Source organism: Burkholderia arboris (assembly GCF_902499125.1).
Lineage (GTDB): Bacteria > Pseudomonadota > Gammaproteobacteria > Burkholderiales > Burkholderiaceae > Burkholderia > Burkholderia arboris.
Genome location: NZ_CABVPX010000017.1, coordinates 50,617 through 71,289, shown reverse-complemented (window position 1 = coordinate 71,289; position 20,673 = coordinate 50,617). Strand labels below are relative to the sequence as shown.

The 20,673-nt window shown below is 67.6% G+C and carries 20 protein-coding genes; 17 read left to right on the top strand and 3 right to left on the bottom strand.

Annotated elements, in window-relative coordinates:
• Positions 1–80 precede the first annotated feature (80 nt).
• Positions 81–971, top strand: coding sequence for a transcriptional regulator CynR (gene cynR, locus BLA15945_RS20970; RefSeq protein WP_059236177.1), 891 nt, complete (start codon positions 81–83; stop codon positions 969–971).
• A 36-nt stretch (positions 972–1,007) separates the two neighbouring features.
• Here cynR and BLA15945_RS20965 read toward each other — a convergent pair whose 3' ends face one another.
• A complete protein-coding gene (locus BLA15945_RS20965) occupies positions 1,008–1,730 on the bottom strand; it encodes a FadR/GntR family transcriptional regulator (protein WP_174993275.1) in 723 nt (240 codons plus the stop codon).
• 213 nt (positions 1,731–1,943) lie between these two features.
• On the opposite strand from BLA15945_RS20965, the gene BLA15945_RS20960 reads away from it, so the two are divergent.
• The 3 genes from BLA15945_RS20960 to BLA15945_RS20950 all read left to right on the top strand — a co-directional run bounded on the left by BLA15945_RS20960 (position 1,944) and on the right by BLA15945_RS20950 (position 4,925).
• Positions 1,944–3,266 carry a C4-dicarboxylate transporter DctA gene (locus tag BLA15945_RS20960; protein WP_174993274.1) on the top strand — a complete coding sequence of 441 codons (1,323 nt, stop codon included), beginning with the start codon at positions 1,944–1,946 and terminating at the stop codon, positions 3,264–3,266.
• Positions 3,267–3,369: 103 nt separating this feature from the next.
• Positions 3,370–4,377, top strand: a complete 1,008-nt coding sequence (alc, locus tag BLA15945_RS20955) for an allantoicase (protein ID WP_059236172.1) — start codon at positions 3,370–3,372, stop codon at positions 4,375–4,377.
• A 14-nt stretch (positions 4,378–4,391) separates the two neighbouring features.
• Positions 4,392–4,925, top strand: coding sequence for an ureidoglycolate lyase (locus BLA15945_RS20950; protein ID WP_174993273.1), 534 nt, complete (start codon positions 4,392–4,394; stop codon positions 4,923–4,925).
• Between the two features lie 102 nt (positions 4,926–5,027).
• Here the strand turns inward: BLA15945_RS20950 and fur are convergent, their stop codons facing one another.
• Positions 5,028–5,456, bottom strand: a complete 429-nt coding sequence (fur, locus tag BLA15945_RS20945) for a ferric iron uptake transcriptional regulator (RefSeq protein WP_011350926.1) — start codon at positions 5,454–5,456, stop codon at positions 5,028–5,030.
• A 141-nt stretch (positions 5,457–5,597) separates the two neighbouring features.
• Between fur and BLA15945_RS20940 the strand changes: the two genes are divergently transcribed.
• The 9 genes from BLA15945_RS20940 to BLA15945_RS20900 all read left to right on the top strand — a co-directional run bounded on the left by BLA15945_RS20940 (position 5,598) and on the right by BLA15945_RS20900 (position 14,810).
• Entirely contained in the window at positions 5,598–6,419 is an 822-nt protein-coding gene (locus tag BLA15945_RS20940; RefSeq protein WP_174993272.1) for an outer membrane protein assembly factor BamE, read from the top strand.
• A gap of 63 nt (positions 6,420–6,482) precedes the next feature.
• Positions 6,483–7,280 (top strand): 4-hydroxy-tetrahydrodipicolinate reductase, encoded by a 798-nt coding sequence (gene dapB, locus BLA15945_RS20935; RefSeq protein ID WP_059236167.1) that lies wholly within the window; start codon positions 6,483–6,485, stop codon positions 7,278–7,280.
• An 18-nt stretch (positions 7,281–7,298) separates the two neighbouring features.
• A complete protein-coding gene (locus BLA15945_RS20930) occupies positions 7,299–7,967 on the top strand; it encodes a MotA/TolQ/ExbB proton channel family protein (protein ID WP_174993271.1) in 669 nt (222 codons plus the stop codon).
• A gap of 24 nt (positions 7,968–7,991) precedes the next feature.
• Positions 7,992–8,450, top strand: a complete 459-nt coding sequence (locus BLA15945_RS20925) for an ExbD/TolR family protein (RefSeq protein ID WP_059236163.1) — start codon at positions 7,992–7,994, stop codon at positions 8,448–8,450.
• A gap of 181 nt (positions 8,451–8,631) precedes the next feature.
• Positions 8,632–11,226 (top strand): leucine--tRNA ligase, encoded by a 2,595-nt coding sequence (gene leuS, locus BLA15945_RS20920; RefSeq protein ID WP_059236160.1) that lies wholly within the window; start codon positions 8,632–8,634, stop codon positions 11,224–11,226.
• Between the two features lie 37 nt (positions 11,227–11,263).
• Positions 11,264–11,815 (top strand): LPS-assembly lipoprotein LptE, encoded by a 552-nt coding sequence (locus BLA15945_RS20915; RefSeq protein WP_059236158.1) that lies wholly within the window; start codon positions 11,264–11,266, stop codon positions 11,813–11,815.
• 18 nt (positions 11,816–11,833) lie between these two features.
• Complete coding sequence (gene holA / locus BLA15945_RS20910; protein ID WP_059236156.1) at positions 11,834–12,928, top strand: DNA polymerase III subunit delta; 1,095 nt, start codon at positions 11,834–11,836, stop codon at positions 12,926–12,928.
• A gap of 168 nt (positions 12,929–13,096) precedes the next feature.
• Positions 13,097–14,368 carry a glutamate-5-semialdehyde dehydrogenase gene (locus BLA15945_RS20905; protein ID WP_059236909.1) on the top strand — a complete coding sequence of 424 codons (1,272 nt, stop codon included), beginning with the start codon at positions 13,097–13,099 and terminating at the stop codon, positions 14,366–14,368.
• Between the two features lie 19 nt (positions 14,369–14,387).
• Positions 14,388–14,810: a CopD family protein gene (locus tag BLA15945_RS20900; protein ID WP_128841871.1), complete on the top strand. Its 423-nt coding sequence runs from the start codon at positions 14,388–14,390 to the stop codon at positions 14,808–14,810.
• Positions 14,811–14,929: 119 nt separating this feature from the next.
• On the opposite strand, the gene BLA15945_RS20895 is transcribed toward BLA15945_RS20900, so the two are convergent.
• Positions 14,930–15,778, bottom strand: a complete 849-nt coding sequence (locus tag BLA15945_RS20895; RefSeq protein ID WP_059236154.1) for a MurR/RpiR family transcriptional regulator — start codon at positions 15,776–15,778, stop codon at positions 14,930–14,932.
• Between the two features lie 293 nt (positions 15,779–16,071).
• Here BLA15945_RS20895 and edd point away from each other — a divergent pair, with 293 nt between their 5' ends.
• From edd to BLA15945_RS20875, 4 genes are all read left to right on the top strand, one after another.
• Positions 16,072–17,928 (top strand): phosphogluconate dehydratase, encoded by a 1,857-nt coding sequence (gene edd / locus BLA15945_RS20890; protein ID WP_059236152.1) that lies wholly within the window; start codon positions 16,072–16,074, stop codon positions 17,926–17,928.
• 19 nt (positions 17,929–17,947) lie between these two features.
• Entirely contained in the window at positions 17,948–18,574 is a 627-nt protein-coding gene (gene eda, locus BLA15945_RS20885) for a bifunctional 4-hydroxy-2-oxoglutarate aldolase/2-dehydro-3-deoxy-phosphogluconate aldolase (protein ID WP_059236150.1), read from the top strand.
• Positions 18,575–18,793: 219 nt separating this feature from the next.
• Positions 18,794–20,155: a GntP family permease gene (locus BLA15945_RS20880; protein ID WP_059236147.1), complete on the top strand. Its 1,362-nt coding sequence runs from the start codon at positions 18,794–18,796 to the stop codon at positions 20,153–20,155.
• 13 nt (positions 20,156–20,168) lie between these two features.
• Positions 20,169–20,672, top strand: a complete 504-nt coding sequence (locus BLA15945_RS20875; protein WP_059236145.1) for a gluconokinase — start codon at positions 20,169–20,171, stop codon at positions 20,670–20,672.
• Position 20,673: the final 1 nt, after the last annotated feature.

Genomic DNA, 20,673 nt, shown 5'->3' with positions numbered 1-20,673 from the left:
GTATGATGCGGGAATCATCCCATAGCGTCCAAGACTGGATCGTTATGGTATCCATTGGTGAAACCAATACATCGGCCGCGATGCTTCTCCGCCACATCCGCTATTTCCTGGCCGTCGCCGAGCAGCGCAGTTTCACGCGCGCGGCCGACGCGCTGCACGTGTCGCAGCCGACGCTGTCGCAGCAGGTGCGCCAGCTCGAGGAAACGCTCGGCGTGCAGTTGTTCGACCGCTCGGGCCGCACGGTGCAGCTCACCGAATTCGGCGAGGTCTATGCGCGCCATGCACGCGCCGCGCTGCACGAGCTCGAGACGGGGCAGCGCGCGCTGCACGACGTCGCCGATCTCGGCAGCGGGTCGCTGCGGCTCGCGATGATGCCGACCTTCGCGGCCTACCTGAGCGGCTCGCTGATCGATGCGTTCCATGCCGATTACCCGAACGTCGCGCTGACGATCGACGCGATGCCGCAGGCGCGCATCGAGGCGCTGCTCGCCGACGACCGGCTCGACGCGGGTTTCGCATTCATGCCGCCGCGCGCGCCGGACATCGACGCGCTGCCGCTGTGGGACGAGCCGCTTGCGCTCGTGACGGGCCGCACGCACCGGCTCGCGCGGCGCCGCCGCGCACTGAGCCCGGCGGAGCTGGGTGGCGAGCCGCTGGTGCTGCTGAGCCGCGCATTCGCGACGCGCGAGAGCATCGACCGGTATTTCATCGAGCATGGCGCACAGCCGGAGATCGCGATCGAGACGAATACGATCAGCGCGGTGCTGGCGCTCGTGCGATGCGGCCGGCTCGCGACGGTGCTGCCCGACGCGATCGCACGCGAGAGCGGCGACCTGTGCGCGCTGGAGATCGATCCGCCGCTGCCGACGCGCACGGCCGCGCTGCTCACGCGCAAGGGCGCTTACCGCAGCGTCGCGGCGCGCGCGTTCATCGAGCGCGCGCTGGCGTATCGCGATCCGTCGGGCGGGTGACCGGTACGACCGGGTGGCGGCCGGGCGCCGGGCGCGTTATGCGCGCGGCGTCGGGAAGAAGATGCCCGCGCGCTGCGCGGCGTTCGCGATGTGCGTTTCGATCGCGGTGCCTGCGGCGGCCGCGTCGCGCGCGATCAGCGCATCGACGATCGCGCGATGCTCGTGCCACGTCGACAGCAGCAGCTCGCGCCGGTAGAACGGCATGCGCTGGCTTTCCTTCATGATGTCCGCGCTGCTGCGCAGCACCGATTCGATCGCCGCGTTGCCGGCCAGATGGATGATCCGCATGTGGAAGTCGAAGTCGAGCTGCGACGCTTCGTCGATCGCGTTTTCGGTCAGGGCGACGTGCAGGGCGGCGAGGTTGTCCTCGAACCACGCGATGTCCGTGTCGCTGACGACATGCGCGGCCATCCGCGCGGCGAACCCCTCGAGCGCATAACGCATCTGGTACGTATCGGGCGGCGACGACTGCTCGGCGAATTGCCACGGATGCGCGGCCGACGCCTGCGCGCTTTCGACGTACACGCCCTTGCCCGCCCGGATGCGCAGCATCCCGAGCGCTTCGAGCGTCGACAGCGCCTCGCGCAGCGACGCGCGGCTGATCTCCAGCTCCTCGGAGAGCTGGCGCTGGGCCGGCAGCAGGCTGCCGACCGGATAGACGCCTGCCTCGATCCGGTCTCGGATCGTCGCGATGGCGGCGTCGGTCACGGTATGCGGAACGCTTTTCATGATGTGAACTTTGGCCGGTCTGACCGGCATTGTAATCCGCACGCAGGCGGTGCATGACTGCCCTACGGGAAAGCCACGATCCGCCCCTTTCCAGTGCACCGGAACCGGGCGCGCAGGGGGCGGGAAATCCCTATTTCGTCCGTCCTTGACGCCACTATATCGGCTTCCTACTATCCACCATAACATCACTGGTCTTACCAGTATGAACAGACGAAACTGCAACCGTTGGATCGGGAGAGCGCCGTGTCGAAATTCCTCAATTCGCTGTTTGGCCGGGTAGTCGTCGCATTGATCCTGGGGGTCGCGCTCGGCGCGTTCTTCCCGCATTTCGCCGAGTCGTTGCGACCGCTTGGCGACGGCTTCCTGAAGCTCATCAAGATGGTCATCGGCCCGATCGTGTTCTGCGTCGTGGTCAGCGGGATGGCCAATGCGGGCGACCTGAAGAAGGTCGGCCGGGTCGGCCTGAAAGCCGTCATCTACTTCGAGGTCATGACGACGCTCGCGCTCGGCATCGGGCTCGTGCTCGCGTGGCTCACGCGCCCGGGCGTCGGGATGAACATCGACCTGCGCTCGCTCGACGCAGCGTCGCTCGCGTCGTACGCGAAGAACGCCGAAAGCCTGAAGGACACGGCCGGCTACCTGATGAAGATCATCCCCGAGACCGCGATCGACGCGTTCGCGAAGGGCGACATCCTGCAGATCCTCGTGTTCGCGGTGCTGTTCGGCTCGGCGCTGTCGCTGCTCGGCGACAAGGCGCAGCGCGTCAACGCGCTGGTCGAGGAACTGTCGCACGTGTTCTTCCGGATCATCGGCTTCATCATCAAGCTCGCGCCGCTCGGCGTGCTCGGCGCGATCGCGTTCACGACCGGCAAGTACGGCGTCGCGTCGCTCAAGCAGCTCGGCTACCTCGTCGCGGTGTTCTACCTGAGCTGTTTCGTGTTCGTCACGGTCGTGCTCGGCACGGTGATGCGGCTCGCGGGCTTCTCGGTGTTCAAGCTGATCCGCTACCTGCGCGAGGAACTGTCGATCGTGCTCGGCACGGCGTCGTCGGACGCGGTGCTGCCGCAGGTGATGAGCAAGCTCGAATACATGGGCATCAAGGATTCGACGGTCGGCCTCGTGATCCCGACCGGCTATTCGTTCAATCTCGACGGCTTCTCGATCTACCTGACGCTCGCGGTGCTGTTCATCGCGCAGGCCACCAACACGCCGCTGTCGACGCACGACCTGATCGTCGTGCTGCTCGTGTCGCTCGTCACGTCGAAGGGCGCGCACGGCATTCCGGGTTCGGCGATCGTGATCCTCGCGGCGACGCTGTCGGCGATCCCCGCGATTCCGGTGCTCGGCCTCGTGCTGATCCTGCCGGTCGACTGGTTCGTCGGCATCGCCCGCGCGCTGACCAACCTGATCGGCAACTGCGTCGCGACGGTCGTCGTCGCGGTGTGGGAGAACGACATCGACCGCGCCCGTGCGAAGCGCGTGCTGAACCGCGAGCTGCGCTACGTGCCGGCCGACGAGGCAGGCAATGCGGCGCCGGTCGCCGGCGACCAGGCCCACGCGCTCTGAGCGCGGCCCCGCGCGTATCGGCTTCCCCGGCCGTTTCGCGCGATCGAATTTCCTGCGGCCGGCCCGACGATGCGCCGGCCCCTCACAAGATAGTGGAGACGACATGGCAGCCCCCATCCTCGATCCGAACGCGCCGGCCTTCACGCGGCGTTACATGAACCTCGCCGACCCGCGCCTCGGTGCGCAGGCGCTCTTTGCCAGCGACGAATTCTTCGCGCCGAAGGAGCGCATGCTGAATCCCGAGCCGGCCGTGTTCATCCCCGGCAAGTACGACGACCACGGCAAGTGGATGGACGGCTGGGAAACGCGCCGCAAGCGCACGACCGGCCACGATTTCTGCGTGGTGCGCCTCGCGCGGCCGGGCGTGATCTACGGCGTCGATCTCGATACGAGCCACTTCACCGGCAACTTCCCGCCGGCCGCGTCGATCGAGGCGTGCGCCGTCGACGGCGACACGCCGCCCGACGACGCCGAATGGCGCCCGATCGTCCCCGCGACGACGCTGCAGGGCAATGCGCATCACTACGTGAGCGTCGACGACGCGCAACCGGTCACGCACCTGCGCGTGAACCTGTATCCGGACGGCGGGCTCGCACGGTTGCGCGTGTACGGCCAGCCGCAGCGCGACTGGCGCCGCGTGCCGGCCGGCGAACTTGTCGATCTCGCGGCGATCGAGAACGGCGGCTATCTGGTGGCCGCGAACAACCAGCACTTCGGGCCGGCATCGCAGATGCTGATGCCGGGGCGCGGCGCGAACATGGGCGACGGCTGGGAAACGCGGCGGCGCCGCGAGCCCGGCAACGACTGGGCGATCGTCGCGCTCGCGCGGCCGGGCATCATCCGGCGCGTCGAGGTCGACACGGCGTTCTTCAAGGGCAATTTCCCCGACCGCTGCTCGCTGCAGGCCGCGCACGTCACGGGCGGCACCGACGATTCGCTGGTCACGCAGGCGATGTTCTGGGCCGAACTGCTCGGCGAGCAGAAGTTGCAGATGGATCATGTGCACACGTTCGACTCGCTCGCGGCGCACGGCCCCGTCACGCACGTGCGTTTCAACATCTTCCCCGACGGCGGCGTGTCGCGCCTGCGTCTGTGGGGCGAGCCGGCCTGAAGGAGGGCAACGTCATGACCGGATCCCGCATCCTGCGCGTCGAGCGCCTGACCCGCGACGCGTTCGCGCCGTTCGGCGACGTGATCGCGCTCGAAGGCGCACGGCATTTCCCGATCAACGGCGGCACGACCGAGCGCTTTCACGATCTCGCGACGATCGACGTGTGTGCGGACGGCGGCCGGCCGCTCGTCAGCGTGTTTCGCGCACAGCCGCGCGCGCTGCCGGTCGCGGTCACGCTGATGGAGCGCCATCCGCACGGCAGCCAGGCGTTCATCCCGCTCGCGGCCGTGGCGCGCTACGCGATCGTCGTCGCGCCGGCCGGCGACTTCCGGCCCGACGCGATGCGCGCGTTCCTCGCCGAAGGCTGGCAGGGCGTGAATTATGCAAAGGGTGTCTGGCACCATCCGCTGCTCGCGCTCGACGCGGTCAGCGACTTCGTGATCGTCGATCGCGGCGGGCCGCAGCCGAACTGCGACGAGATCCCGCTCGACGGCGCATGGGCGCTCGAATTCGAGCCGGCCTGCGCGAGCGTCGAAGGGCATTCGTAAGCCTTCCGGCGGCCCGCGCGCCGCGCGACGCGATCCGGAAAAGAACACGGCCCGGGCGGCGAGATGCCGGCCGGGCCGTGCTGCGTGCGCGGGTGGCGCGAATCAGTGCTTGCGGTGCGGGCAGTTCTCGGTCGTGCACGAACCGTACATCGCGAGCGAGTGCTCCTGGAGCCGGAAGCCGCGCTCCTTCGCGATCGCCTGCTGGCGGCCTTCGATCTCGGCGTCGAAGAATTCCTCGACACGGCCGCAATCGAGGCACACGAGGTGGTCGTGGTGCGAGCCTTCGTTCAGCTCGAACACGGCCTTGCCGGATTCGAAGTTGCTGCGCGTGAGCAGGCCGGCCTGCTCGAACTGCGTGAGCACGCGATAGACGGTGGCGAGCCCAATGTCGAGCTGCTCGTTGAGCAGGTTCCGGTAGACGTCTTCAGCCGTCAGGTGGCGCACGGGGCTCTGCTGGAAGATCTCGAGAATCTTGAGGCGCGGTAGGGTGGCCTTTAGCCCGATATTCTTGAGATCCGTCGGATTGGTCATGGCTAGGCATCCCTAGAGTACAATGCAGGGCTTCAATGTTACCGGCTTTTCGCCGTTCCAGAAACACGCGCGACCTGTACGCGGGTCAGCACGGTGAAGGAAATGATCCCAGAATCGCTTTCGCACTTTCAGAGGAGTCGCATGCGGAGTGCCATCATCGCTGCCGCCGCCGTCGTCGCGCTGGCGGGTTGTTCGTCGTACGACAGCGTGACGCAGCGCATTGCGCAGAGCATCACGCCCTATCGGATCACCGTCGTGCAGGGCAACTTCGTGTCGCAGGAGAAAGCCGCGCAGTTGCAGGCCGGCATGACGCGCGAGCAAGTCCGCGCACTGCTCGGCACGCCGCTGCTCGCGGACATGTTCCACGCGGATCGCTGGGATTACCTCTTCTACTTCAAGCGCGGCTCGACGTCGATCGTCCAGCAGCGTGACCTCGTGGTGACCTTCTCGGGTGACCGTCTCGCGGGCTGGACCGGCGCCGACAACCTGCCGTCCGAGCTCGACCTGCTGGCCGACATCGACGGCGACCGCGGCGGCAAGAAGGCGAAGGCTGCCGAGGCGGCGAAGAAGGCGAGGGCCGCTTCCGAGGCCGCCGCCGCGAGCGCTGCGCAAGCGGCGAACGCGCCGGCGCCGGAAGCCGTCGCCAGCCCGGCCGCCGCGCCGGCGTCCGGCGCAGCGGTCGACCAGGACGCGAACGCACAGGCTGCCCGCGCGGCGAACCGCGCGACCAACCAGGTGTCGGGGCAGGGTTCGGCTTCCCGCCGCTTCACGCCGTCCGCGCAGGCTTCGGGCGGCGCGCCGGTGCCGGGCGGCCAGCCGCCGGGCGCCGCGCCGGCGATCCAGCCGCAGTTCCAGTTCCATCGTCCGCCGCAGCCGAACGTGTCGAACGAGGCGTCGCCGCCCGTCGGCCCGCAAGGCTCGGACAACCTGCAGAACCAGCCGCTCACCGCACCGGCGCAGTAAGCCCGGCTTGCGGAACCAGGGCGGCTCGGGCCGCCCGCCTTTAGACCTGTCGTGTAGAAAGCCATGAAGATTGCGATTGCCGGCGCATCGGGCCGAATGGGCCGGATGCTGATCGAAGCCGTTCTCAACGAACCCGACGCGCAGCTCGTCGGCGCGCTCGACCGCGCCGATTCGCCGTTCCTCGGCCAGGACGCCGGTGCGTTCCTCGGCAAGGAAACCGGGATCAAGCTGACCGACGACCTCGACGCCGTGTTCGCGCAGGCCGACACCCTGATCGATTTCACGCGTCCGGAAGGCACGATGGCCCACATCGAGGCCGCACTGCGCCACGACGTGAAGCTCGTGATCGGCACGACCGGCTTCACCGCCGAGCAGAAAGCCGGGCTGCAGGCTGCTGCGGCCAAGATCGGCATCGTGTTCGCGGCGAACATGAGCGTCGGCGTGAACGTCACGCTGAAGCTGCTCGAATTCGCGGCGAAGCATTTCTCGCACGGCTACGACATCGAGATCATCGAGGCGCATCATCGCCACAAGGTCGATGCGCCGTCGGGCACCGCGCTGATGATGGGCGAAGCCGTCGCCGGCGCGCTCGGCCGCTCGCTCGACGCGTGCGCGGTCTACGGCCGTCACGGCGTGACGGGCGAGCGCGATCCGTCGTCGATCGGCTTTGCGGCCGTGCGCGGCGGCGATATCGTCGGCGACCACACCGTGCTGTTCGCCGGGATCGGCGAGCGCATCGAGATCACGCACAAGTCGTCGAGCCGCGTGTCGTACGCGCAAGGCGCGCTGCGCGCGGTCCGCTTCCTGTCGGCGCGTGGCGCCGGCCTGTTCGACATGCAGGACGTGCTCGGCCTGCGCTGACCCCACGGGGAAACTCCGATGGCGATACCCACCGGCGTTGTCCACTACCTCGAAAGCGGCGATGCGATCACGCATGCGGTCGCCTATGTCCTGCTGGCGATGTCCGTCGCCAGCTGGTGCTTCCTCTTCATGAAGGCCTGGCTCCTGGTCCGCGCGAAGCGGCAGGGGCCGCGTGCGCTCGCCGCGTTCTGGCGCGCGCCGTCGCTCGACGCGGGCATTGCCGCGCTCGCCGGCGCCGATCGCGAGCGCGTGTTCGTGCCGCTCGCCGAAGCCGCACGCGACGCTGCCGACGATCACGACCCGGCCGCGCTGGCCGCGCGCGTCGAGCGCAGCGAACGCGTGCTGCGCGCGCTGCGTCACGCGATGCTGCGCTCGCAGCGGCGTCTCGAATTCGGCCAGGTGCTGCTCGCGTCGATCGGCAGCACCGCGCCGTTCGTCGGGCTGCTCGGCACCGTGTGGGGCATCTACCACGCGCTCGGCAGCATCGCCGCGAGCGGGCAGGCGCAGATCGAGAACGTCGCGGGGCCGGTCGGCGAGGCGCTGATCATGACCGCGTTCGGGCTCGTCGTCGCGATTCCCGCGGTGCTGGCCTACAACATCCTCGGGCGGCTCGTCCGGCAGCTCGCCGAGGAACTCGACGGTTTCGCGCGCGACCTGCACGTGTTCGTGTGCGCAGAGGGCGCCTGACGGACGGGCCCGGGAGGAACGACCATGGCATTCGGCGGGCTCGAGCACCACAAGACGTCCGCGCCGATGGCGGAGATCAACATGACGCCGCTGATCGACGTGATGCTCGTGCTGCTCGTCATCTTCATCATCACCGCGCCGCTGATGACGCACGCGATCCGGCTCGACCTGCCGAAGGTCGCCGCGAGCGTCGCGCGCGACACGCCGCAATCCGTCACTTTGTCGATCGACGACGCGGGCAAGCTGTACTGGGACGATGCACCCGTGGCGCTCGACGCGCTGCCCGCGCGCTTCCGGGCTGCTGCCGCGGGCGCCGCGCCGCCCGAGCTGCGGCTGCGCGCATCGCGCGCGACGCGTTACGACGTGATCGCGCAGGTGATGGGGGCCGCGCAGGCCGCGGGCCTCACGCGGATCGGTTTCGTGACCGACATGCCGCCGCAGGCGGGCGCCGCCGCGCCGGCTGCCGCCGCGGCAAGACCCTGACACGCCGTCGTTGCGGGCCCCGGCCCGCGAGACCGGCCGTGCGAGCCCGCACGGGCGGTATAATCGACGTTTTCCCCGGCGCGGGAACAGCCAGCCTGTTCCCGCGCCGGGCGAGCACGATTTTCGATCCAATCCTGCGCGCGAGCCGTCGCGCCGCTTAAAGCCTAGCCCGAACCACACCATGCACGAGAGATACGTACCCGCCGACGTCGAAGCCGCCGCCCAGGGCGACTGGCGCGCAGCCGATGCCTACAAGACGCAGGAAGATTCGCAGAAGCCGAAGTTCTACTGCGTGTCGATGCTGCCCTATCCGTCCGGCAAGCTGCACATGGGTCACGTGCGCAACTACACGATCAACGACGTGATGTACCGCTATCTGCGGATGAACGGCTACAACACGCTGATGCCGATGGGCTGGGATGCATTCGGGATGCCGGCCGAGAACGCCGCGATGGCGAACGGCGTGCCGCCCGCGAAGTGGACCTACGACAACATCGACTACATGAAGGGCCAGATGCAGTCGATGGGCCTCGCGATCGACTGGTCGCGCGAGATCGCGACGTGCAAGCCCGACTACTACAAGTGGAACCAGTGGCTGTTCCTGAAGATGCTCGAGAAGGGCATCGCGTACAAGAAGACGGGCACCGTGAACTGGGACCCGGTCGACCAGACCGTGCTCGCGAACGAGCAGGTGATCGACGGTCGCGGCTGGCGCTCGGGCGCACTCGTCGAGAAGCGCGAGATCCCGATGTACTACCTGCGGATCACGCAGTATGCGGATGAGCTGCTGAACGACCTCGACGGCCTCGGCTGGCCGGAGCGCGTGAAGATCATGCAGCAGAACTGGATCGGCAAGAGCTTCGGCGTGAACTTCGGCTTCCCGTACGAGCTCGACGGCGAGCAGAAGCTGCTGCGCGTGTTCACGACGCGCGCCGACACGATCATGGGCGTCACGTTCTGCGCGATCGCGGCCGAGCATCCGCTCGCCACGCGCCTCGCCCAGGACAAGCCCGAGCTGCTTGCGTTCATCGACGAATGCAAGCGTGGCGGCGTCGCCGAAGCCGATGTCGCGACGATGGAAAAGAAGGGCGTCGCGACGGGCTTTTCGGTCAAGCACCCGCTGACCGGCGAGCCGGTCGAGGTGTGGATCGGCAACTACGTGCTGATGAGCTATGGCGAAGGCGCGGTGATGGGCGTGCCGGGCCACGACGAGCGCGACTTCGCATTCGCGAAGAAGTACGACCTGCCGATCAGGCAGGTGATCTCGTCCGAAGGTCAGGCGTACTCGCTCGACGCATGGCAGGAATGGTACGGCGACAAGGAAACCGCGGTCTGCGTGAACAGCGGCAAGTACGACGGCCTGCGCTACGCGGAAGCGGTCGATGCGGTTGCGGCCGACCTGAACGCCGGCGGCTTCGGCGACAAGCAGGTCACGTGGCGCCTGCGCGACTGGGGCGTATCGCGCCAGCGCTACTGGGGCACGCCGATCCCGATCATCCACTGCCCGTCGTGCGGCGACGTGCCGGTGCCGGAGCAGGACCTGCCGGTCGTGCTGCCGGAAGACCTCGTGCCGGACGGCTCGGGCAACCCGCTCGCGAAGTCGGAAGCATTCGTGAACTGCGCGTGCCCGAAGTGCGGCGCGGCCGCGAAGCGTGAAACCGACACGATGGACACGTTCGTCGACTCGTCGTGGTACTTCTCGCGCTACACGGCGCCGGACGCCGACACGATGGTCGACGCGCGCACCGATTACTGGATGCCGATGGATCAATACATCGGCGGCATCGAGCACGCGATCCTGCACCTGCTGTATTCGCGCTTCTGGACCAAGGTGATGCGCGACCTCGGCCTCGTGAAGTTCGGCGAGCCGGCGAAGAACCTGCTCACGCAGGGGATGGTGCTGAACGAAACGTTCTACCGCGAAGACGCATCGGGCAAGAAGACCTGGTACAACCCGGTCGACGTGACGGTCACGCACGACGACAAGGGCCGCCCGGTCGGCGCGACGCTGAACGCGGACGGCCAGCCGGTCGTGCTCGGCGGCATCGAGAAGATGTCGAAGTCGAAGAACAACGGCGTCGATCCGCAGGTGCTGATCGACCTGTACGGCGCCGACACCGCGCGCCTGTTCACGATGTTCGCGGCGCCGCCCGAGCAGCAGCTCGAGTGGTCGGGCGCGGGCGTCGAGGGCGCGAGCCGCTTCCTGCGCCGCGTGTGGAGCTTCGGCTATGGCAACCGCGAAGCGCTTGCCGTGCGTGCGGGCTTCGATGCCGCTGCGCTCGGCGAAGCCGACAAGGCACTGCGCCGCGAGATCTACAGCGTGCTGAAGCAGGCCGATTTCGACTACCAGCGCCTGCAGTACAACACGGTCGTGTCGGCCGCGATGAAGATGCTGAACGCGATCGACGGCGCGAAGGGCGCGACGCCCGGCGTGCTGCGCGAGGCGTACGGCGTGCTGCTGCGCGTGCTGTACCCGGTCGTGCCGCACGTCACGTTCGAACTGTGGAAGGCGCTCGGCTACGCGGACGAATTCGGCCCGCTGCTCGATGCGCCGTGGCCGAAGGTCGACGAGGCCGCGCTCGAGCAGGCCGAGATCGAACTCGTGCTGCAGGTGAACGGCAAGGTGCGCGGCGCGCTGAAGGTCGCCAAGGACGCGAGCCGCGAGGCGATCGAAGCCGCGGCGGTGGCCGACGAAGCGTTCGCGAAGTTCAGCGACGGCAAGCCGGCGAAGAAGATCGTCGTCGTGCCGGGCCGCCTCGTGAACATCGTCGTCTGACGGCCGCGGCCGTCGGACGTACCCAGAAGGAGCGAAGGTGATCCGTAGATCGTTTTTGATGCTCGCCGGCAGCGCGGTCATGCTGTCGGCATGCGGCTTCCAGTTGCGCGGCCAGCAGGACTACGCGTTCAAGCACCTGATGGTGGCCGGCGCGCCGGCACCCGTCGAGGCGCGGCTCACGCGTCTCGTCGAGGCCGGCAGCGACACGAAGATCGTCAAGTCGGCGGACGACGCCGACGCCGTGCTGACCATGTGGGAATCGCGTGGCCAGAACACGTTGACGCTCAACAAGTATGGTTCCGCGCAGGAATACGCGCTCTTCTACACGCTGCGCTACACGCTGGCGAGCAAGGACGGCACCGTGCTGATTCCGCCGAGCGTGATCGCGCTGAACCGCGCGATGACGTACAGCGACCAGTACACGAACGCGAAGTCGCAGGAAGCCGACATCCTGTACGGCGACATGCAGAGCGACGCGGTCGACCAGCTGATGCGGCGTCTCGCGATCGTCCACTCGCTGACGCCGGCGCCCGAGGACGTGGTGCCGGGCGTTGCGCCGCGCGCACCGCTGCCGCCGCCGCCGCTCTGATCGACGGCGCACGTATCGATGCAATTGCGACTTGATGCACTGGAGCCGCACCTCGCGAAGGGGTTGGCCGGGCTCTATACCGTCTACGGCGACGAGCCGCTGCTCGCGCAGGAAGCGTGCGACCGCATTCGTGCGGCCGCGCGTGCGGCCGGCTTCACCGAGCGTTCGGTGCATACGGTCGAGCGCGGCTTCGACTGGAGCGTGCTGCTCGGCGCGACCCAGGCGATGTCGCTGTTCGGCGAGCGCCAGCTGATCGAGCTGCGCATTCCGTCGGGCAAGCCCGGCAAGGAAGGCGCCGACGCGCTGAAGACGCTCGCGGCCACGCCCAATCCCGACGCGCTGATGCTCGTCACGTTGCCGCGTCTCGATGCGGCCACGCAGAAATCCGCATGGTTTACCGCGCTGCAGAACGGCGGCGTCGCGCTGAAGATCGATCCGGTCGACCGTGCGCAGCTGCCGAACTGGATCGGCCAGCGTCTCGCGATGCAGGGCCAGCGTGCCGCGCCCGGCGACGACGGGCGGCGCGCGCTGCAGTTCATCGCGGAGCGCGTCGAAGGCAACCTGCTTGCCGCACACCAGGAAATCCAGAAGCTCGGGTTGTTGTATCCGCAAGGTGCGCTGTCGTTCGAGCAGGTGCACGACGCGGTGCTGAACGTCGCGCGCTACGACGTGTTCAAGCTGAACGAAGCGATGCTCGCCGGCGACGCCGCGCGGCTCGCGCGGATGATCGACGGGCTGAAGGGCGAGGGCGAGGCAATCGTGCTCGTGATGTGGGCCGTCGTCGAGGAATTGCGCACGCTGTTGCGGATCAAGCGCGGCGCGACGGCCGGCAAGCCGCTGGCGACGCTGCTGCGCGAGAACCGCGTGTGGGGGCCGCGCGAGCGGTTGATCGGCCCCGCACTGAACCGCGTATCGGAAGCCGCGCTCGAGAAGGCGCTCGCGTTTGCCGCGAAGCTCGACCGGCAGGTCAAGGGGCTCACGGCCGTCGCGCCGGGCCGCCGCACGCAGGACGAACCGCCGCCCGATCCGTGGGACGGGCTGTTCCAGCTCGCGATGACGGTCGCGGGGGCGCGCGGCGAGCGACCGCCGACCGCGGGTCGCGTGCGACGCTAAGTCCCGTCCGGGCCTTCAGCGCGCAGTGCGCAACCCGCTTACAATGTCTCGATAGCTGGCGCGGCTTCTCGGCCGCTGCTTTGCCGGATGGCTGTCCCGCGGATGGCCGCCCCACGCTTCCCCCACGAATTCATGCCGCTCCGCGCGGCGCGCTTCTCGAGTCACACGATGGATATCGATCAGTACATGACCGACCTGGGCCGTCGCGCCCGGCACGCTTCCCGCGCGATGGCGCGCGCCAGCACGGCCGCGAAGAACGCGGCGCTCGACGCGGTGGCCCGCGCGATCGAACGCGACGCGCAGGTGCTGAAGGACGCGAATGCACGCGACGTCGCCCGTGCCCGCGAAAAGGGGCTCGATGCGGCGTTCGTCGACCGCCTGACGCTGTCGGACAAGGCGCTGAAGACGATGGTCGAAGGGCTGCGCCAGGTCGCGTCGCTGGCCGATCCGATCGGCGAGATCGGCAACCTCAAGTTCCGCCCGAGCGGGATCCAGGTCGGCCAGATGCGTGTGCCGCTCGGCGTGATCGGCATCATCTACGAATCGCGCCCGAACGTGACCATCGACGCGGCCGCGCTGTGCCTGAAGTCGGGCAACGCGACGATCCTGCGCGGCGGCTCCGAAGCGCTCGAATCGAATGCGGCGCTCGCGAAGCTGATCGGCGAAGGGCTCGAGGCGGCCGGCCTGCCGCAGGACGCGGTGCAGGTCGTCGCGACGGCCGATCGCGCGGCGGTCGGCAAGCTGATCACGATGACCGAATTCGTCGACGTGATCGTGCCGCGCGGCGGCAAGAGCCTGATCGAACGCCTGATCAACGAGGCGCGCGTGCCGATGATCAAGCACCTCGACGGCATCTGCCACGTGTACGTCGACGATCGCGCCGATCTCGCCAAGGCGCTGACTGTGTGCGACAACGCGAAGACGCACCGCTACGGCACCTGCAACACGATGGAGACGCTGCTCGTGTCGAGCGGCATCGCGGCCGCGCTGCTGCCGCCGCTCGGCAAGCTGTATCGCGACAAGCAGGTCGAACTGCGCGTCGATGCGGCTGCGCGCGCGGTGCTCGCCGATGCGGGCGTCGGCCCGCTCGTCGATGCGACCGAGGAAGACTGGCACACCGAGTATCTCGCGCCGGTGCTCGCGATCAAGGTCGTCGACGGCCTCGACGCCGCGATCGAGCACATCAACCATTACGGCTCGCATCACACGGATGCGATCGTCACCGAGGATCACGACCGCGCGATGCGTTTCCTGCGCGAAGTCGATTCGGCGAGCGTGATGGTCAATGCGTCGACGCGTTTCGCGGACGGCTTCGAATTCGGCCTCGGCGCGGAAATCGGCATCTCGAACGACAAGCTGCACGCACGCGGCCCCGTCGGCCTGGAAGGGCTGACGTCGCTGAAGTACGTCGTGCTCGGACACGGCGAAGGCCGCCAGTAACCAGCGAGGCGCACCACCAATGGCAATGCTCTGGGTCAAGACGTTCCATGTCGTTCTGATCGCCGCGTGGTTCGCGGGGCTCTTCTACCTGCCGCGCATCTACGTGAACCTGGCCATGGAGACCGATCCGGCCGCGGTGCGGCGCCTGCTGCTGATGGCGCGCAAGCTGTTCCGCTTCATGACGATGATCGCGGTGCCGGCGCTGGCTTGCGGGCTGTGGCTGTGGCTCGTGATCGGCATCGGGCAGGGGCAGGGCTGGATCCATGCGAAGGTGACGGTCGTGCTGTTGCTCGTCATCTACCACGCGTACTGCGGGCATCTGCTGCGGGTGTTCGAGCGCGGCGAGAACCGCCGCACCGACAAGTGGTATCGCGTGTTCAACGAGCTGCCGGTGCTCGGCATGCTCGCGGCGGTCGCGCTGGTCGTGATCAAGCCGTTCTGAGCGGCGCGGCCGGCCACGCACGGCCGGCGGGCGCGTACCGCTTCGAATCATGCAAAACGGCGCCCCGAGGGGCGCCGTTGTTCGTTTACACGCTGTGCCGTTTCGCGCACGATCCCGGTTCAATCCTTCGTGCCGTCGTCGATCCGGCGCCGCGTGATCGCTTCCTTCGCACGGCCGACCCGCTCCATCAGCGCGGGGCCGCGCGACAGCGCGACGCCGACCGCGAGGATGTCGCCGATCGCGAGATGCGACATGCGTGACGTCATCGGCGAGAACACGTCCGTTTCCTCGGCGACGTTCGACGCGAGGCTGACGGTCGCGAGCTTCGCGAGCGGCGAATGGCTTTGCGTGATCGCGACGACTTTCGCGCCGCACGCGAGCGCGGAGCGCGCGGCGTCGACGATGTCGCGCGTGCGGCCCGTGTTCGAGATTGCGACGACGACGTCGTGCGGCCCGAGCAGCGCCGACGACATCGAGAACGTGTGCGGATCCGAGTACGCGACGCTCGGCACGCCGAGCCGGAAGAACTTGTGCTGGATGTCCTGCGCGGCGATACCCGAGCCGCCGGCGCCGTAGAACTCGATCCGCGACGCATTCGACAGCAGCGCGATCGCGTCGGCGACGCTGCCCGCGGACAGGCTGTTGCGCACTTCGATCAGCGCGCCGATCGTGCGGTCGAACACCTTGCCGATGATGCCGGGCGCCGGCTCGTCGGGCTCGACGTCGCGGTACACCGACGACACGCCCGGCGCGACGCTCTGCGCGAGCCGGATCTTGAATTCGCGAAAGCCGCTGCAGCCGAGCGCCTGGCAGAAGCGCGCGATCGTCGGCTGGCTGACGCCCGCGCGCGTCGACAGCTCGGTCATGGCGAGGTCGAGCACCTCGCGCGGTGCGGCGAGGATGTAGTCGGCGAGCTTGCGCTCGGACGGGCGCAGGTCGGCGCGGATCGCTTCAATGCGAGGCAGCATGGGACGGCATGTGGAAATCGGGTTCGGATGAGCGAGTGTATCGCAATCGAATTGTAGAAAATCTACATGAAAATACTAGCGTTGTTTCGAGGTGTTCGACGTCAAGGCGGGGTGGGTGATTAGGGTTTTCACTAGGTAAAGCCTTGCTGGTGGCGGGAATAAGGGTTGCGCGCCCATCAACCCGCATTGCGCGCTTGTAGTTTTTCTACTAGACTGGCTTCGTTCAGTCGAAGCACTCGACGGTCCCCACGATTCCAACCGCCGGTGTCGGCCGGCATACAGGAGCGCCCAGCATGACGTCGCTGCACCCCACTCTGGCGAAGGTCACCGAACGCGTGATCGCCCGCAGCCAATCGACCCGTTCCGCCTATCTGCAGCGCATCGACGGCGCACAGGGCAAGTTCCCGGCACGCGGCGCGCTGTCGTGCGCGAACCTCGCGCATGGCTTCGCGGGCCTCGAGGGTAACGACAAGTTCTCGATCAAGGCAATCCGCGAGCCGAACATCGGCATCGTGTCCTCGTACAACGAGATGCTGTCCGCGCATGCGCCGTACAAGGATTTCCCCGAGATCATCAAGGCGGCCGCGCGCGAGAACGGCGGCGTCGCGCAGTTCGCGGGCGGCGTGCCGGCGATGTGCGACGGTGTCACGCAGGGCAACCCGGGGATGGAGCTGTCGCTGTTCTCGCGCGAAGCGATCGCGATGGGCACGGCGATTGCGCTCACACACAACATGTTCGACGCGGCGCTCTGCCTCGGCATCTGCGACAAGATCGTGCCGGGCCTCCTGATCGGCGCGCTGCAGTTCGGCCATTTGCCGACCATCTTCGTGCCGGCCGGCCCGATGACGAGCGGCCTGTCGAACGACGACAAGGCGAAGATCCGCCAGCAGTTCGCGACCGGCCAGGTCGGCCGCGACGCGCTGCTCGAAGCCGAATCGGCCGCATATCACGGCCACGGCACCTGCACGTTCTACGGCACCGCGAACAGCAACCAGATGCTGATGGAGCTGATGGGGCTGCACCTGCCGGGCTCCGCATTCGTTCATCCGCACACGCCGCTGCGTACCGCGCTGACCGCCGAGGCCGCGCGCCGCGTGCTCGACCTGACCGTCGAGCGCGGCCACTACACGCCGATCGGCCATGTGATCGACGAGAAGGCGATCGTCAACGGGATCGTCGCGCTGCTCGCGACGGGCGGCTCGACCAACCACACGCTGCACCTTGTCGCGATCGCGCGCGCGGCCGGCATCCTGATCGACTGGAACGACTTCGACGAACTGTCGGCCGTCGTGCCGCTGCTCGCGAAGATCTACCCGAACGGCAAGGCCGACGTGAACCACTTCCACGCGGCGGGCGGCGTCGCGTTCCTGGTGCGCAACCTGCTCGAGGGCGGGTTGCTGCACGAGGACGTGACGACGGTTGCCGGCAAGGGTCTCACGCACTACACGAAGGAGCCGAAGCTGATCGACGGCAAGCTGACGTGGGTCGACGGCACGGCCGAGAGCCACGACACGAAAGTGCTGCGCGGCATCCGCGACCCGTTCCAGCCGGACGGCGGCCTGCGCCTGATGCAGGGCCGGCTCGGCCGCGGCGTGATCAAGATTTCGGCGGTCGCACCCGAGCACCGCAAGGTGACGGCGCCCGCGATCGTGTTCGATTCGCAGGAAGCCGTGCAGGAAGCCTTCGATCGCGGCGAGCTGAAGCGCGATTTCGTCGCGGTCGTGCGCTTCCAGGGCGCGCGCGCGAACGGGATGCCCGAGCTGCACCGTTTGACGCCGCTGCTCGGCGTGCTGCAGGATCAGGGCTTCCACGTCGCGTTGGTCACCGACGGCCGCATGTCCGGCGCGTCGGGCAAGGTGCCGGCCGTGATCCACGTGTCGCCGGAGGCGCTGCTGGCCGGCCCGCTCGGCAAGGTGAAGACGGGCGACACGCTCGTGATCGACGCGGAAGCCGGCGTGCTCGACATCGAGGTCGACGACGCCGAGTGGCACGCGCGCCCGGTCGCGCAGCCGCTGCACCAGGCCGAGAACGAAGTCGGTTTCGGGCGCGAACTGTTCGGCGTGTTCCGCGCGGCCGCGGCGCCGGCCGAGCAGGGCGCATCGGTTTTCGGGACGCTGGTCGGCGAAACGGCCGCCCACGTCGCCGCATGAATTTCAAGGAGCCAATTCAATGAAGACGATTGCTGAAATCGTGAAGCTGGGCCCGGTCATTCCGGTGCTCGCATTCGACTCGGTCGAGCAGGGTGAAAACGTGTCGCGCGCGTTGCACGCGGGCGGCGTGAAGGTACTCGAGATCACGCTGCGCACGCCGGCCGGCCTGGAAGCGATCCAGCGCGCGAGCCAGCTCGCGGACGACATCGTCGTCGGCGTCGGCACGATCACGAAGCCCGAGCACTGCGCGCAGGCGAAGCGCGCGGGCGCGAAGTTCGGCGTGTCGCCGGGCCTGACGAAGGAGCTGCACCTCGCGTCGCTCGACGCGGGCCTGCCGCTGCTGCCGGGCGTGATGACGCCGAGCGACATCATCCAGGCGCTCGAATTCGGCTACGAGATCGTGAAGTTCTTCCCCGCGCAGCAGGCGGGCGGCGTGCCGATGCTGCAGGCGTTCCACGGCCCGTTCCCGGCGCTGAAGTTCTGCCCGACGGGCGGCATCACCGTCGAAACCGCGCCGAACTTCCTGAAACTGCCGAACGTCGTGTGCGTTGGCGGCTCGTGGCTCACGCCGAAGGCCGCGCTCGCCGCGCAGGACTGGGCCGAAGTCACGCGCCTCGCGCAAGCCGCGAGCCAGTTGCCCCGCTGATGCTTGTATGAAATGAAGGATCGACCCTCGGTGACAAGCGCTTAGTGCTTGTTTTACCGAGGGTTTTTGCTGATGGAACCGGTTCTATCCGCAGGCCGCAAAGATAAGTAAAATTCAGCGTCCTGACGGGGTGGGTACCCCCCGTGTTTCGGAGACCTGCATAGCCGGGCATACTCGCAACAACTCGCCCGGTTCGAACAATTCTAGGAGGAGTGCCACATGGGGGCTGTTCAAGGCAGCATGCTGCTCGTATTCACGCTGATCGCGATTGCCGCGCTGATCCTGATGATCGCGCGCTACAAGATCTACCCGTTCCTGGTGCTGATCATCGTGTCGCTCGGCCTCGGTCTCGTCGTCGGCATGCCGATGGACAAGATCGTCAAGTCGTTCGAGGCGGGCACCGGTGGCACGCTCGGCCACATTGCGATCGTCGTCGGCCTCGGCACGATGCTCGGCAAGATGATGGCCGAATCGGGCGGCGCCGAACGGATCGCGACCACGCTGATCGACTGGTTCGGTGAAAAGAACATCCACTGGGCGATGATGTTCGTCGCGATCATCGTCGGCCTGCCGGTGTTCTTCGAAGTCGGCTTCGTGCTGCTGATCCCGATCGCGTTCAACGTCGCGAAGCGCACCGGCAAGTCGCTGCTCGTCGTCGGCCTGCCGATGGTGGCCGGCCTGTCCGTCGTGCACGGGCTGATCCCGCCGCACCCGGCCGCGCTGCTCGCCGTTCAGCAATACGGCGCCGATATCGGCAAGACGATCGCGTTCGGCCTGCTCGTCGGCGTGCCGACCGCGATCATCGCGGGCCCGCTGTTCGCGCTGACGATCTCGAAGTTCGTGAAGCTGCCGGAAAACAACCCGCTGGCGTCGCAATTCGTCGATTCGCACGCGGACGGCCGCAAGCGCGAACTGCCGAGCTTCGGCATCACGCTGTTCACGATCCTGCTGCCCGTCGTGCTGATGCTCGTCGGCAGCTGGGCCGACCTGCTGTTCACGCCGAAGTCGCTGCCGAACAACCTGCTGCGCTTCGCCGGCAACTCGGACGTCGCGCTGCTGATCGCCGTGCTCGTGAGCTTCTTCACGTTCGGCAAGCTGCAGGGCTTCAACCGCGACCAGATCCAGAAGTTCTGCAGCGAGTGCCTGGCACCGATCGCCGGGATCACGCTGATCGTCGGCGCGGGCGGCGGCTTCGGCGGCGTCCTGCGCGACAGCGGGATCTCGCAGCAGATCGTCGAGACCGCGAAGCACGCGCACCTGTCGCCGCTGCTGCTCGGCTGGTTCGTCGCGGCGCTGATGCGTCTCGCGACGGGTTCGGCGACGGTCGCGATGACGACGGCCTGCGGCATCGTCGCACCGATCGCGGCGGCGGCCGGCACGACGGTCAGCCCGGAGCTGCTGGTGCTCGCCACGGGCTCGGGCTCGCTGATCTTCTCGCACGTGAACGACGGCGGCTTCTGGCTGATCAAGGAATACTTCGGGATGACGGTCGGTCAGACGTTCAAGACCTGGTCGCTGCTTGAAACCATCATCTCGGTGCTCGGTCTCAGTTTCACGTTGCTGCTGAGCATGGTTCTGTAACAAGGGGTAGTCAATGATTCTGATCGCAATGGGCGTGTCGGGCGCGGGCAAGTCGCGAATCGGCGAAATGCTGGCGGAACGCCTGTCATGCACCTATACCGACGGCGACGCGTTTCACAGCGCGGCGAACAAGGAAAAGATGCATCAAGGCATTCCGCTGACCGACGACGACCGCTGGCCGTGGCTGCGCACGATCCGCGCGGCCATCGAGGAAAAGCAGCGTGCCGGCGAGACGGCCGTGTTCACGTGCTCGTCGCTGAAGCGGTCGTACCGCGACGTGCTGCGCGGCACCGACACCGACGTGCGGTTCGTGTATCTGAAGGGTTCGTTCGAGGTGTTGCACGAGCGCCTGAAGAGCCGCACCGGCCATTTCTTCGATCCGTCGCTGCTGAAGAGCCAGCTCGACACGCTCGAGGAGCCGGGCCCGGACGAAGCGATCGAGGTCAGCATCGAGCTGACGCCCGAGCAGATCGTCGATCAGGTCATGCTGAAGATCGGCATCGCGCAGCAGCCCTGAG

Bases quoted from the DNA above. Each gene is read 5' to 3' on its own strand.
- BLA15945_RS20905 (WP_059236909.1), top strand. From the start codon at position 13,097: ATGGATATCGATCAGTACATGACCGACCTGGGCCGTCGCGCCCGGCAC.
- dapB (WP_059236167.1), top strand. From the start codon at position 6,483: ATGAAGATTGCGATTGCCGGCGCATCGGGCCGAATGGGCCGGATGCTG.
- BLA15945_RS20930 (WP_174993271.1), top strand. From the start codon at position 7,299: ATGGCGATACCCACCGGCGTTGTCCACTACCTCGAAAGCGGCGATGCG.
- BLA15945_RS20950 (WP_174993273.1), top strand. From the start codon at position 4,392: ATGACCGGATCCCGCATCCTGCGCGTCGAGCGCCTGACCCGCGACGCG.
- BLA15945_RS20880 (WP_059236147.1), top strand. From the start codon at position 18,794: ATGGGGGCTGTTCAAGGCAGCATGCTGCTCGTATTCACGCTGATCGCG.
- BLA15945_RS20895 (WP_059236154.1), bottom strand. From the start codon at position 15,778: ATGCTGCCTCGCATTGAAGCGATCCGCGCCGACCTGCGCCCGTCCGAG.
- BLA15945_RS20940 (WP_174993272.1), top strand. From the start codon at position 5,598: ATGCGGAGTGCCATCATCGCTGCCGCCGCCGTCGTCGCGCTGGCGGGT.
- alc (WP_059236172.1), top strand. From the start codon at position 3,370: ATGGCAGCCCCCATCCTCGATCCGAACGCGCCGGCCTTCACGCGGCGT.
- BLA15945_RS20925 (WP_059236163.1), top strand. From the start codon at position 7,992: ATGGCATTCGGCGGGCTCGAGCACCACAAGACGTCCGCGCCGATGGCG.
- BLA15945_RS20875 (WP_059236145.1), top strand. From the start codon at position 20,169: ATGATTCTGATCGCAATGGGCGTGTCGGGCGCGGGCAAGTCGCGAATC.
- edd (WP_059236152.1), top strand. From the start codon at position 16,072: ATGACGTCGCTGCACCCCACTCTGGCGAAGGTCACCGAACGCGTGATC.
- holA (WP_059236156.1), top strand. From the start codon at position 11,834: ATGCAATTGCGACTTGATGCACTGGAGCCGCACCTCGCGAAGGGGTTG.
- BLA15945_RS20900 (WP_128841871.1), top strand. From the start codon at position 14,388: ATGGCAATGCTCTGGGTCAAGACGTTCCATGTCGTTCTGATCGCCGCG.
- BLA15945_RS20965 (WP_174993275.1), bottom strand. From the start codon at position 1,730: ATGCCGGTCAGACCGGCCAAAGTTCACATCATGAAAAGCGTTCCGCAT.
- cynR (WP_059236177.1), top strand. From the start codon at position 81: ATGCTTCTCCGCCACATCCGCTATTTCCTGGCCGTCGCCGAGCAGCGC.
- eda (WP_059236150.1), top strand. From the start codon at position 17,948: ATGAAGACGATTGCTGAAATCGTGAAGCTGGGCCCGGTCATTCCGGTG.
- leuS (WP_059236160.1), top strand. From the start codon at position 8,632: ATGCACGAGAGATACGTACCCGCCGACGTCGAAGCCGCCGCCCAGGGC.
- fur (WP_011350926.1), bottom strand. From the start codon at position 5,456: ATGACCAATCCGACGGATCTCAAGAATATCGGGCTAAAGGCCACCCTA.